Here is a 13,631-nt window from a genome sequence, read left to right on the forward strand (position 1 = left end):
CAGGCAACCGCCGTTTTCAGACGATTAATTATTAATAGTCAGCGTAGTGGTGTAACCGCCTATGGTGTCATTGGTCAATCGCAATACTGCTGTACCGGTCACAGACGTAACGGTGTAGGAACCATCCGCATTGGTGGTGCCGGTTCCATTGGTCAGGCTCCACGTATAGTCTGAAGGGCCATAGGAGCCAACCACCCACCTGGTAGCCGGGCGAAAGGTTTGAGCTTCACTGAAGCTGATTGTGGCGTTAGCGATGTACTCACCGTTCGGACCCGCAATTTCAATCAGTTCATTCGTGAGTTCTTCACCAGGAGTTCCTCGATTAGGGTCAAGAAAATCCCCATCCAATTGTCCCGTCAATGAGTATGAATTCTGGGTTGAGCTGGATGTAAATATCGTTGTGTGATCACCAATCCTGGGAATAAAGGCAAAACGATAAATATACTGGTTATCGATATCAACTCTGCGCTCAATAGCTGCAATCTGATTCTGCACCAGTCCATTGGCAAAATTGTACTCACCTCCCACCAGCGTAATGTTGATGGTTTGTTCTGCCAGATTGCTAAGATTTCTGTAGGTCTCCCCTATTGAGGTGTCTCCTACAACATAATAAAACACCGGCTTATACAAAAACTCGGTACTGCTAGTTGAGGCCCCAGTGTACTTCACAAAAGCCTGAGACTGGATTGCCTTGGTTAGAGCCTCAACATCAAACTCCAATACAGTTTCCGACCCTGATGAGAAAATAGCCAACTGCCCCAAAAGAACGCCTTCTTTTCTAGCAATATCCAGCAGATCGTTATCACCATCAGACGCAAAATCATAATCTGCATTGACGAGGCTCCCGATTGACTGAACGACCGCTCCGTGGATACTAGTGCCATATCCGTGCGCTACCGAGTTATACTGCGTCAGAACCTCATCCAACGCTGCATCAAGCGTTGCTATATCAGCAGTAAAACCGGCAGTCAACTCCTCAGGCTCATCCGCGAATACCCAAACCGTATACTGCTGACTGGCGATCACAGGATCTGCACTGGCCTGGGCAAGCGTAATGTAGTCTTTTGCCTCATTCACCAGCTGCTGAACACTCGCGTCCTCCATACTGCCACTGATGTCAAACACCAAAGCAGTACGCAGATACGCGGGCACCCCAATTACTTTCTGCAAGATCGGGAAACTTTCTGATGGAGAAATCTCAATGTCATCTACAGTGACTTTGTAATCAGAAGTTTGGGCAGTCGCTATTGATTGTAAGTTGGCCGAATTAATTGGATTAATTAAATAGGTTTTTATGTACACATCATCGAAGTCCGAACGAAACAAACCATCCGCACTCAGCCCGGAATACTCTTGGTAGGTCTCGTACACCATAAGGGGCAAATAACTGACACCATTGGCGCCACTTGTAGTCGGTGTAGTGGGTGTAGTAGTGGAACCGCCCCCGGTAGTATCCGACTCCGAATCAAAGCCCTCATCTACACTGCGGCCGCCCCCACAACCGACCAACACAATTAAAGGAAGCAAAAGTGAGGGAAGCAATTTTTGATACGCTCTCATATGGACAACCTTATCTCATCTTTTTATAGACAAATAAACACAGTCGCTGCAAGCCAGCAGTCAACTTATATAAAGTGTAGCTACTATAACCGTAATGACTAGCATGGCAAAAGTATTCCTCACATTTACCCTGAACTGTGAACAGCTCTAAATTCCTCCATATTTCCGCTATAATTCGCGCCCCATAAATTTATCTGTGAGTGGTCATGGCGATTCAACGAAAAGCAATAGCACTGATATCCGGCGGTCTGGATTCTATGCTGGCAGTAAAAGCCGTTCAAAAACAAGGCATTATTGTCGAGGGTGTTAATTTTTACACAGGCTTCTGCGTTGAAGGGCATACCCACGCCATTCGCAAAAAGGATAAAGAGAAGGAAAAACGCAACAATTCTTTGTGGGTAGCCGAGCAACTGGGCATACGCATGAATATTGTGGATATTTCAGAGGAATACAAAAAGATCGTTCTGAATCCACAGCACGGCTACGGTGCCAACCTGAACCCCTGCCTGGACTGCAAAATATTCATGGTGGAAAAGGCCAACACCATGCTGAATAAAGCCCGAGAAATGGCCGAAGAGAAAGGCTTTGATTTCATTATCACCGGGGAAGTGATCGGCCAGCGGCCCAAGTCTCAGCGCAAGGAGACCATGCCGATTATTGCCCGCGAGTCCGGTGCTGATGATCGCCTGTTACGCCCACTGTGCGCTAAATTGCTCCCCCCCACGCTGCCCGAACGCGAAGGCTGGGTTGATCGTGAGCAGCTCTATGGTTTCAACGGCCGCAGCCGTAAGCCACAAATTGCATTGGCACAGGAGTTTGGGTTAGAGGATTTCGCCCAACCCAGCGGTGGCTGCTGTTTCCTGACCGACGAAAGCTATTCCCGCAAACTGGCCGACCTTTGGACCGCTCGCGGCCGCAAGGATTACGAGCTGGATGACATTATGCTGCTAAAAGTCGGACGTCACATACGCCCCGCCCAGCACTACAAGGTGATCATCAGCCGGGAAGAAGGCGAGAACAATTTTTTGATGGGCTACCGCAAGCAATTCCATTCTATAAAATGCATCAGCCACGGCGGGCCACTGAGCCTGGTGGACGGCGACCCATCAGAAGAGGACTTGCTGACTGCAGCGCGTATTGCATGCCGCTTTAGTCAGGGCAGAGACTGCGACCAGGTCACCGTTGAAATTCAGGACAAACATGGTGTAGCTCGGCAGGTGGATGTTTCGCCCATGGCAAACGATGACATTCTGCAGAGTTGGTACGTCTGATTTAGCGAACCACACCTAACCACACTAGCTTCGGCTGGTTATGCAAATCGGTTTTTAGACCGGCCGCTTTCAGATTTTCTTGAGTGTCATGTTGCCAAAATGTGGCAGCCTTCACAGTGCCGGTCTATTTTTATACTCCATATCAGTCTGCTTTTTGTTGTGCGAGTATTCGATGCCTGGAAGTCACAAATTCATTACTGCAGGGTATTTCCTTGTTGCTGGCGCTGGGGCCTACCTTGCTTACCAGCAGTCCAACTTCACGTTACCGCCAAGCGCGGCAACCGCTGAGGTTACCTCAAGCATTCGCGCTCAACACGCCGAAGCAGCGCATGACACAATGGCCAATGACCTTCCTCCTGCTTTACGCTTAAACCAGACGTTACTGGCTGCGCAAAACGCGCTGGCAAACAGCGATGCCCTGCTTGACGACATGGAGCTATCGACGCTGGACACACTGGATCATAACGAAGCTGCGCATACCACCAGCTGGCACACCGAAAAGAACCAGAGCCGAACCCCCACATTCATGCTACATGATGATGTTCGCGAGTATGAAGTGGTGTCCATGGACAGCACTCCAAGCCTGCCTGGCGAAGGCGAACAGGTGGTTGTGCCCTTACTTAACGGCACGAGCGTTGTGGTCAACGTAATTTCCAGTAAAGTCACCCGCAATGGCGACTACTCATGGAGCGGACATGTAGCGGGCTATGGCAACGATTACCCAGTGATCATGACCTACGGCAGCAAATCTGCCTTCGCCATGATCACAACACCGCAAGGCAGCTATTCCATGGAGTCAATAGACGGCGTGGGCTGGCTCTATAAAAACCCGGCCGAGCATGAATTGACCGCACCGGGCCACGAAGATTTCCTGGAGATCCCAGAGCAACATCAAACACACTCTGATGCAGCGGGGGGCAACACGATGGATAGCTGACTGCGATAGAAAAACAATTCGACTTTAATGGATGCGCGCAATTACTTGTTAATCATGGAGGATTTTAAGTAAAGTCAAACGAGGTATGTCTAATGAAATCTGTAGTATGTAAATCTTATATCAAAACGCTGGCCGCAATGGCTTTGCTGATCCCTTTCTCCACTCAAGCCCAGGCGCAAGCCACCATCGACCTTTTGATTGTATACACCAGTGGCACCAATGATCTCTACGCTGGCGACCCCATGACGCGCTTCAACCATTTGGTGCAAACAACCAATCAGATTTACGCAGACAGCGGAGTGGATCTGGAACTCAACATCAAGCACACGGTGCAGGTAAATTACACCGACACTAACAACGCAGAAAATGCTCTCAACGACATCACCAACGGCAGCGGCGCATTCAGCAGCATAGCGGGCTTGCGCGAAGTACACGAAGCCGACATGGTCGTACTGTTTCGCCCCTACCATGCGAATCACGGCAGCTGCGGGCTGGCCTGGATCGGCGGCATGGGCACCAACGGAGACTTCTCCGCACCCTATATTAAAGGATACCAATACAGCCACGTGGCTGTGAATTCCTGTGGCGACTACGTTACCGCTCACGAACTGGGCCACAACATGGGCCTGCGACACTCACGCAAACAGGATGGCTCCGGCGGCACCACCTCCTATGCCTTGGGCCACGGCGTTAACAACCAATTCACCACCATTATGGCCTATCAATCCGAGTTCAACGTGGATTACTGGACCGGTAAAGTCTACAAGTTCTCCAACCCTGATGTGACTTGCATGGGCCTTCCCTGCGGCGTGGATCGAAATCAATCCCAAGGCGCGGACGCCCGCTTTGCAATCAACCTTACTGGGCCGCAAATAGCCAACTTCTATGGTGATCCCAACGCTACGGTGACATCTGAACTGCAGATTGTGTACGGCCAGATGAATGACGCAGAAACAGAGTACAACACCGCAGTACAAGCAAAACTGGACAGCGACGCAGCCTACATAGAGAAAAAAGACGCAGAAAAAGCCGCCAAAGGCGCGATCAAAGATCTGAAGAAAGCCGCCAGCACCGTCACCAAGGCCTACGCCAAGACCCTGAAAGACAGTGAGAAAGCCGCGAAAAAAGCCGCCAGCTATTTACAGAAAGCCGAGGCTCAACAGGCAAAAGCCAACGCCACATCCAACGCCAGAACCCAGGCCTCAGCTGAAGCCAAATACGATGATTACATGGTTTTATACAATGACTACACCGCCCAGGCAGCTGCATTGCTTGCCTCAGCCCAAAGCCAGGAGCCTGACGTAACCACTGCAACAGACGCACTTAACGCCGCCATCACAGACTATGAAACCAAAAAACTGGCCACCAAAGCCGAAAAGGATCAGAACAAGCTACTGAAAACAGACGAGAAAAACAAAAAGAAGATCTGGCTGACCCTGACCAAGCAATACAACAACCTTCTGAAAAACTGGTCCTGATGTAATCGACCAGTCACAGACCCAAAAAAGGCTCCCCCTCTGGAGCCTTTTTTATTGGTCCTGCCGCTGCTTAACCGCTTCCAATCTAATGCTCGACCGTTATTATATGCGCCGGAGGATTCATCATGACCCAACACGAACTCGATGCCCGCGGGCTGCTCTGCCCTATGCCCGTTATAAAAACCCAAAATGTTATACAGCAGCTTGCTCAGGGTGACCGCTTGCGGGTGCTGGCCACCGATCCCGGCGTGCTTCACGACATTCCTGCCTGGTGCAGGGTGAATGGTCACAAATTGATCTCCAGCAAAGAGCAAGAGCAAGAGATTGAGGTCATTATTGAAGTTTGCGACATCTAACGCCCCAAACGAGGGCGCAACGCACCAACAAATAGCACGCCACAGAACGATCGCACCAAAACGACGCACAAAAGACAAAGCCCAACGCAGGCTGCTCTAGATATCGCTCTTCCGCTCCTCAAAAAATGCCTCCCTGAAGCCCCTATCACTACTGGATTTGGGCTTGTATGAAAAAAAACTGCCCTTTCCTGCCCCCAACCCCTTTCAACTCAAAATCCAATGGCATATATTTTGCCTTCTTGTGAGGCAAGACCAAAACACCCGCATTGTGGATCAACTAGCTCTTCGCAACTGTCGGTTGGGGCTGTCGAAACCCAAAGGGGGAGCGGCAGTGACTACTTCACTTGGTCATCACCCCCTAATCTCTAAATCCAATTGGAGGACACACCAGAATGTCTGGAAAGACTACTTCTCTTATCAAAGAAAACAACGTTCGTTGGGTTGACCTGCGTTTCACCGATTCACGCGGCAAAGAACAGCACGTATCCCTGCCAGTTAGCGAAATCAAAGATGACTTCTTCTCTGAAGGCAAGATGTTTGACGGCTCTTCTATTGCTGGCTGGAAAGGCATCAACGAATCCGACATGATTCTTATGCCCGACGACAGCACTGCTGTTATCGATCCATTCACTGACGAAACCACACTGAACCTGCGTTGCGACATCGTTGAACCTGCCACCATGCAAGGTTACGAGCGTGATCCACGTTCTGTAGGCCGTCGCGCTGAAGAATACCTGAAGTCCACCGGCATTGCCGATGGCGCACTGTTTGGCCCAGAACCCGAATTCTTCGTATTCGATTCTGTGACCTGGAAATCCGACATGAGCGGCTCCATGTACGCCATCCACTCCGAAGAAGCGGCTTGGGTTTCTCACGAAGACTTCGATCGCTCCAACATCGGTCACCGTCCTGGCGTGAAAGGCGGTTACTTCCCCGTTCCTCCCGTCGACTCCCTGCACGATCTGCGTGCTGCCATGTGTGCCGCTATGGAGCAAATGGGCCTGGTTATCGAAGTACACCACCACGAAGTGGGTACTGCCGGCCAGTGTGAAATCGGTGTAGGCCCCAACAGCCTGGTTGCCAAAGCTGACGAAGTACAGATCCTGAAGTACTGCGTACACAACGTTGCTCACGCTTACGGCAAAACCGCTACTTTCATGCCCAAGCCTCTGGTAGGTGACAACGGCTCCGGTATGCACGTGCACCAGTCTCTGTCCAAAGACGGCAAAAACCTGTTTGCTGGCGACGAATATGCAGGCCTGTCCAAAGAAGCCCTGTACTACATCGGCGGTATCATCAAGCATGCTCGTGCCATCAACGCCTTCACCAACGCTTCTACCAACTCTTACAAGCGTCTGGTTCCTGGCTTCGAAGCACCCGTTATGCTGGCTTACTCTGCCCGTAACCGTTCTGCGTCTATTCGTATTCCATGGGTATCCAGCGCTAAAGCCCGTCGTATCGAAGTTCGCTTCCCTGATCCTTCCGCCAACCCATACCTGGCATTCTCTGCCATGCTGATGGCTGGTCTGGACGGCATCAAGAACAAGATCCACCCTGGCGATGCTGCCGACAAAGATCTGTATGACCTGCCACCGGAAGAAGGCAAGCTGATCCCGACTGTGTCTTCTTACCTGACCCAGTCTCTGGATGCTCTGGAAGCCGACAAAGACTTCCTGACTGAAGGCGGCGTATTCACCGAAGATATGATCGGCGGCTACATTGACCTGAAGCGTGGCGAAGTTGAGCGTTTGAACATGACAACTCACCCTGTTGAGTTCGAAATGTACTACTCTTGCTAATCGCTCCGCGATTCGGTTAGAACGGAAAAAGCTCCCAATTTTGGGAGCTTTTTTTGTATGTAAGGCGCGAAATGGTTTTTAATTAGAAAGTAGAACAACAACCAAAGGGAAAACACCATGACTCGCATGTTCGCCATATTCTCGATTTTGGCCCTGTTCAGCCTGCAGGCAACGGCCGCTACGGTATACAAATACACCGATGAAAGCGGAAACCTCGTATTTACAGACGAGCCCACCGAAGGTGCCGAAAAGATGGACGTGAAGCCGGTTGCCACCATTCCCGCCATACCTGTACCGGCAGCGGACACCTCAGACACCACAACGCCCACTGAGTTTAAATACGATAAAGTCACCATCATCACACCCAGCAACGATGAGCACTTCATCAATAACGGCGGCCAGGTCAGCGTACAGGTGGCCCTTTCACCGGCTTTGCGCAAAAACGATAAGCTCCAGTTGAAATTTAATGGCACCAACCACGGTAAACTCCAGCGCTCACCCAGCTTTAAGCTGGATAACCTGGATCGAGGCGAATACGCCACTCAGGTTGTTGTCGTGGACAACAAAGGTAAAGAGATTGGCTCGAGCGAAACGGTTACATTTTACGTAAAGCGCTCCGCAGCAGGCCCCAAAAAGTCGCCCAAGTAACATGCCTGCACCAAAATAGTTCACTGCAATTTCAAATTCATCTAATATCCTGTCTCAGCCTCACTCGTCAGCCCATAAATGGGCATCTAAAGTGAGGCTGGGCTACCTGATGGCAAATTCATTGCCATACCCAGCGCCAAAAAGGGGATTCCCCTTCACTAAAACGGCGGTTTTCAGGCCCTAACGACAACTTCACGCACCAAAGTCAAGCCAGTGATTCACACATGGTTTGCTTTTTGCATTGGCTTAGTACAAACCGTTCGAGGCACCATGACAGCAGTGAATACATCAAGGGTATCAAGTAATTACGAACTCTCCCGTCGCCTGATGGATCATCTCAGCACCGCTGTGGTGTTGCTGAACGAACACCTGCACGTAGAATTCGTAAACCCCGCTGCCGAACAACTTATGGCAGCCAGCGCCTCCCAGCTGGCCGGTATGCCGATCAGCACCCTGATTCATGACAAAGACCAGTCCACCCAGGACGATCTGGAACATGCCCTGCGTGACTTGCATCCCTATACCAAGCGGGAAGCGCATGTCTACATATACAACAGCACCCAGATCGCCACCGTTGACTACACGATTACACCGATTACCAGCGCCGACATGAGCGTCAGCCTACTGTTAGAGCTGCGTCCTCTTGATCGTTTAATGCGCATAAGCCGTGAAGATGGCCTTATCAACGCCCATCAAGCCACACGAGCCCTGGTTCGCGGCGTGGCTCACGAAGTAAAGAATCCTCTTGGGGGGATCCGTGGTGCAGCACAGCTTCTGGCAAGGGAACTGCCAGATGACTCCCTTAACGAATACACCGACATCATCATTGCCGAAGTGGATCGCCTGCGGAACCTGGTGGATCAAATGCTGGGGCCGCGCAAGCTGCCAAAATGGTCACAGATCAATATCCACGAAATACTGGAACGGGTACGTTCAATACTGACCGCCGAAACCGGTGAAGTGGTAGAAATAGACCGCGACTATGACCCCAGCCTACCGGAAATGTGCGCCGACAAAGATCAACTGATTCAGGCCATCCTCAACATCGTCCGCAACGCCAAGCAAGCGCTGACCGAATGCCAGGATCAAAAAAATCCCACCATCATTCTGCGTACACGGGCGATGCGCCAGTTCACCATAGGCCATACCCGGCATCGCCTGATACTGCTGGTGGAAGTAGAAGACAATGGCCCCGGTGTCAGCAAAGAGATGCAGGAAACCATGTTTTACCCCATGGTCAGTGGCCGCGCCAGCGGAACTGGTCTTGGGCTTTCAATCTCGCAATCCATTATTAATCAACATCACGGGCTGGTGGAATGTGACAGCAGCCCAGGAAAAACCATCTTTAGACTGTTGCTGCCTCTGGAACAACCAGAAGAGCAAACCAACGTTGGAGCGTAAATCATGCTGGGTGAAGAAAACGTCTGGATTATCGATGATGATAAATCCATTCGCTGGGTTCTAGAAAAAGCCTTGTCCCAAGAGGGCATCAACACATCTACTTTTGAATCCGGAGACTCTGCGCTGAGCAAACTGCGCAATACCCAACCGGATGTCATCATTACCGATGTGCGCATGCCAGGCACCGACGGGCTGGGGCTGCTTGCCCACATTCAGGACAACTTCCCAAACCTGCCTGTTATCATCATGACCGCCCATTCGGATCTGGATAGCGCAGTTCAGTCATACCAGGGTGGCGCGTTTGAATACCTGCCGAAACCCTTTGATCTTGATGATGCAGTATCCCTGGTAAAAAGAGCTGTGACTCACAGCCAGGAACAACAAGCCAGCAGCGGCGAACCCGTCGTCAACAACAACACCGATATCATTGGCGAAGCGCCTGCCATGCAGGAAGTGTTTCGAGCCATCGGCCGTTTGTCGCACTCCAATATCACAGTGCTGATCAACGGCGAATCAGGCACCGGTAAAGAGCTGGTAGCAGGGGCCTTACACCGACACAGTCCTCGCTCCGACAAACCTTTTATCGCCCTCAACATGGCCGCGATCCCGAAAGACCTGATCGAATCCGAACTGTTCGGGCATGAGAAAGGCGCTTTCACCGGAGCCGCCGCGCAACGGCAGGGCCGCTTTGAACAGGCCAACGGTGGCACCCTCTTTCTTGATGAAATCGGCGACATGCCGCTGGATGCCCAGACGCGCTTGTTGCGCGTACTGGCCGATGGCACCTTCTATCGCGTCGGAGGCCACACCTCCGTCAAGGTCGACGTACGCATCATTGCCGCCACCCATCAAAACCTCGAAAACCTGGTAAAGGATGGCAAGTTCCGGGAAGACTTATTCCACCGACTCAACGTCATCCGTGTTCACCTACCAAAACTGAATGAGCGTCGGGAAGACATCCCGCAACTGGCTGGACATTTTCTGCAGAAAGCGGCCAAAGAGCTGAATGTCGAAACCAAGATTCTGCTGCCGGAAACAGAAGAGTACATGATGACTCTGGACTGGAAAGGCAACGTAAGACAACTGGAAAACACCTGCCGTTGGTTGACCGTCATGGCATCCGGCCGTGAAGTACTGGTGGGTGATTTACCTCCCGAACTACAGGAATCCCATGGTTCACAGGATGCATCCTCCAATTGGGAGCAGGGCCTGCGCACCTGGGCTGATCAGGCTCTGGCGCGAGGTCAACGCGGATTACTGGATAAAGCGGTACCTGCCTTCGAACGCATCATGATTGAAACTGCGCTGAAACACACCGCAGGCCGTCGCCGGGACGCTGCCGAACTGCTGGGCTGGGGACGCAACACCCTGACCCGCAAAATCAAGGAACTGGGTATGAATGGAAACGGTTCCGATGAAGATGATGACAGCGACGATTGAGTCTAAAACAACTCCACATCGCCGGTGATTTCCGTTCCTGTAGTTGCCCCACCATGGTGGGGCAACTTGCCTTCCTGATCCATCACCTGATCCAGCAGGCTCTGCTGCCGATCCGACAAATGCTCTAACAGGCGACATACCGTCTGAAACGCAGCACGGGCGCTCTGTCCACTCTCGATGATGCCATGGGTGGATTGCAAAGCCCCATCCAGAGTACTGATCAAATATTTTTCCTGATCATCCTCCAAACCCAACTTAGGAATTCTGGAATCCAATTCTTCGATAGTGCTGCGCAACAACGTCATGACCTCACCCTGAGTGCTTTGCAGATTTTCACCCACCTGAACCAGAGTATCCCGCACCACACTGAAAGAGTGTGTCAGGTTTCGAGTTTGCTCAACCAGGGCCATTTCCGTATCCAGCGCCTTGATTTTGGCATCCGTAGAGCCCAGCATTGTCGGCAAAAAATCCTTGTATCTGCCATAGGCCTCTTGATTATCCAGTGGCATATTCTTAACTAAAAGCGCCACTCTGGAGTAATTGATTTGTGTACGACAACCAAAATCATTAAACCGATTGCCTGAGTCATACAGAGTCTCAATCACTTCTTTCTCCAAAGGAGAAACACTTCCCTTCACATTAAAAAAATTCTTCCCGCCCCGAGTACAAAACATAAGCGTACAGTTCAAACCAATTCGGGTAGTAACCTCAAAGAAACGCTGAGCAATAGACTCAAAGTCATCTGCATCGTACGTAGCCTCAATAAACTGGATGGCCAAACCCAACTCACTGGAACCGCGCATGGCCATAAACGCAGTTTCTGAAGCGCTCTGGGCACGCTTATTGAGCTCTTCTCTATCCAGCTTAAACTGGCCCAGCAGCTTAAGCTTGGCCATAAGCTCTTCTGTTTCAAAGGGTTTGACAATGTAATCTGCGGCCCCCATCTCATAACCCTGCATACGTTCCCGCAAGCCGCCATGACTGGAAAGAAACAAAATGGGGGTATCATAAGTCAGTGGATTTTGCTTAAGCTTGTCACAGACTTCGTATCCATTCATGCCGGGCATTTCCACATCCAGCAATACGAAATCCGGTTTTTCCGATTCGACTTTCTCCAAACCAGCCAAACCGTTCTCGGCGATCACTACCTCATATTGATCCGACAAAGCACGGCACACAATATTGCGTACCATTTTATCATCATCAACTACCAATACTTTCGCTGCACTCACACACAATCCCCGTGCGGAAATTACACAATATCCTGACTATAAGTGTAGATAACTGTCTGGCAGCAACAACGTGAGGGGCGCAATATAATGGCTTAGTCTTAAAAAAGAGGGTTATATGCTCTAAGTAAGTTAGTCGAAGTACGTACGCAATTCGCCTCGCTCAACAAAATCGAACGCGGCTTGCACATCTTCGGGCAACACTTTCCCCAAAGAAAGGGGTGGCAAACTGTGTAAAGGGAAAAACTCTGCAGCATGGGTTTCCAGACCAGGGCTAGGCACTTCCGTATCCTGGCACTGACAAATAAAGTGCAGCTTGTAAAAGTCACGGGGATCGGGTGGGTAATCCCCTCTGGCTTTATGCCGCAGCGCGTAAAGATGGCATGCCTTTACCTTCATGCCTGCCTCCTCCCACACCTCTTTCTCTACGTTCTCTGCAGGAGAAAGCCCGACATCGGCATACCCACCTGGCATAGCCCAAAGGCCATCTTCTTTTTCTTGTACAAGCAGGATGCGATCACCCCTTAATATAGCGCCACGCACTTCAACCTTGGGTGTCACATAACCCGTTTCACCACTGGCGAACAATGTTTCCACCACCGCAATCGGCGCATTCCCCAACAACGCCAACATCTGATTCGACAAAGATTCGATTTCACTATAACGCTCAAGCTCATACTGGTCGCGGGTAAACTGCTGCCCCGTAACCGCCAGTGCCTGCAAGCGCTTGGCTATCGCCAACCAAGGGCTTTCCAACTAGAACGCCTTCGCTATAACACTATCAGGCAACATCGGCATAACCCGCCCCAGTACCGCCCAGGGCAGCGCCGGTACGATAATGTTGGATGTGCCCTTTACAATACCGCTGACGATATCACGAGCGGCTTTTTCTGCAGTAATCACAAACGGATATTTGTCCATGTTAGGGGCAATATCCGTTTTTACAAATCCAGGATGTACAGCAATCACGTCAATTTTATGCTTTCTCAATTCAATGCGCGTGGCATCCAAATAATTACTGAACCCAGCTTTCGATGCTGAATACGCAGCGCTGCCAGGAATCCCTTTAAAGGCAGACACCGATGAAATGCCCACCACCTTGCCCCGCCCTTGCTCTCGAAAAATACGTGCGGCGCCATCCACCGTTGCCATTCCGCCAATAAGGTTTACCTGAATGACCCGCTGATCTTTGCTAAAGTCACCCGCACCGGTTTTATTCACGCCGGTGATACCGGCATTGGCAATCACGCAATCCAACGAGCCCAGCAATGCCTTGGCTTGTTCCAACGCAGGGAGAATGGATTCAGTCTGCGCCACATCCAACTCGATGCAATAAGACTTAACCTTGGGGTAACGGGTTTTAATATCAGCAGCTAATTCCTCCAATACATCCATGCGCCGGGCCATCAACGCCAGATCGGCACCACGGCTGGCAAATTCATAAGCGAGTGCTTTTCCTATTCCCGAAGAAGCTCCGGTTATGGCTACAGTCTGGATCATTGGGTTCTCCAT

At 50.9% G+C, this 13,631-nt stretch carries 12 protein-coding genes; 8 read left to right on the forward strand and 4 right to left on the reverse strand.

Translation table 11 applies throughout. The annotated features are described in order from the left end of the window. Nucleotides 1–24: 24 nt before the first annotated feature. Complete coding sequence (locus tag Kalk_RS08280) at nt 25–1,560, reverse strand: vWA domain-containing protein (protein WP_101893779.1); 1,536 nt, start codon at nt 1,558–1,560, stop codon at nt 25–27. Nucleotides 1,561–1,766: 206 nt separating this feature from the next. On the opposite strand from Kalk_RS08280, the gene Kalk_RS08285 reads away from it, so the two are divergent. From Kalk_RS08285 to glnG, 8 genes are all read left to right on the forward strand, one after another. Then, nucleotides 1,767–2,831, forward strand: coding sequence for a tRNA (5-methylaminomethyl-2-thiouridylate)-methyltransferase (locus Kalk_RS08285; RefSeq protein WP_101893780.1), 1,065 nt, complete (start codon nt 1,767–1,769; stop codon nt 2,829–2,831). A gap of 172 nt (nt 2,832–3,003) precedes the next feature. Beyond that, complete coding sequence (locus Kalk_RS08290) at nt 3,004–3,768, forward strand: hypothetical protein (protein WP_101893781.1); 765 nt, start codon at nt 3,004–3,006, stop codon at nt 3,766–3,768. Between the two features lie 92 nt (nt 3,769–3,860). Further along, nucleotides 3,861–5,246 carry a zinc-dependent metalloprotease gene (locus Kalk_RS08295; protein WP_101893782.1) on the forward strand — a complete coding sequence of 462 codons (1,386 nt, stop codon included), beginning with the start codon at nt 3,861–3,863 and terminating at the stop codon, nt 5,244–5,246. A 125-nt stretch (nt 5,247–5,371) separates the two neighbouring features. After that, complete coding sequence (locus Kalk_RS08300; RefSeq protein WP_101893783.1) at nt 5,372–5,602, forward strand: sulfurtransferase TusA family protein; 231 nt, start codon at nt 5,372–5,374, stop codon at nt 5,600–5,602. 392 nt (nt 5,603–5,994) lie between these two features. Next, nucleotides 5,995–7,401, forward strand: a complete 1,407-nt coding sequence (gene glnA / locus Kalk_RS08305) for a glutamate--ammonia ligase (RefSeq protein ID WP_101893784.1) — start codon at nt 5,995–5,997, stop codon at nt 7,399–7,401. 117 nt (nt 7,402–7,518) lie between these two features. Beyond that, nucleotides 7,519–8,049, forward strand: a complete 531-nt coding sequence (locus Kalk_RS08310; RefSeq protein ID WP_101893785.1) for a DUF4124 domain-containing protein — start codon at nt 7,519–7,521, stop codon at nt 8,047–8,049. A gap of 270 nt (nt 8,050–8,319) precedes the next feature. Further along, on the forward strand, nt 8,320–9,450 hold the full coding sequence (glnL, locus tag Kalk_RS08315; protein ID WP_101893786.1) for a nitrogen regulation protein NR(II): 1,131 nt from the start codon (nt 8,320–8,322) through the stop codon (nt 9,448–9,450). Between the two features lie 3 nt (nt 9,451–9,453). Beyond that, complete coding sequence (gene glnG, locus Kalk_RS08320) at nt 9,454–10,890, forward strand: nitrogen regulation protein NR(I) (RefSeq protein ID WP_101893787.1); 1,437 nt, start codon at nt 9,454–9,456, stop codon at nt 10,888–10,890. 2 nt (nt 10,891–10,892) lie between these two features. Here the strand turns inward: glnG and Kalk_RS08325 are convergent, their stop codons facing one another. The 3 genes from Kalk_RS08325 to Kalk_RS08335 all read right to left on the reverse strand — a co-directional run bounded on the left by Kalk_RS08325 (nt 10,893) and on the right by Kalk_RS08335 (nt 13,619). Next, nucleotides 10,893–12,122, reverse strand: a complete 1,230-nt coding sequence (locus Kalk_RS08325; protein WP_101893788.1) for a response regulator — start codon at nt 12,120–12,122, stop codon at nt 10,893–10,895. A 129-nt stretch (nt 12,123–12,251) separates the two neighbouring features. Continuing rightward, a complete protein-coding gene (locus Kalk_RS08330; RefSeq protein ID WP_101893789.1) occupies nt 12,252–12,875 on the reverse strand; it encodes an NUDIX hydrolase in 624 nt (207 codons plus the stop codon). After that, the gene (locus tag Kalk_RS08335) at nt 12,876–13,619 is read right to left on the reverse strand and encodes an SDR family NAD(P)-dependent oxidoreductase (RefSeq protein WP_101893790.1); all 744 of its coding nucleotides are present in this window, start codon (nt 13,617–13,619) and stop codon (nt 12,876–12,878) included. It lies immediately after the preceding gene. Nucleotides 13,620–13,631 lie beyond the last annotated feature (12 nt).

It is taken from the genome of Ketobacter alkanivorans (assembly GCF_002863865.1).
GTDB classification, from domain to species: domain Bacteria; phylum Pseudomonadota; class Gammaproteobacteria; order Pseudomonadales; family Ketobacteraceae; genus Ketobacter; species Ketobacter alkanivorans.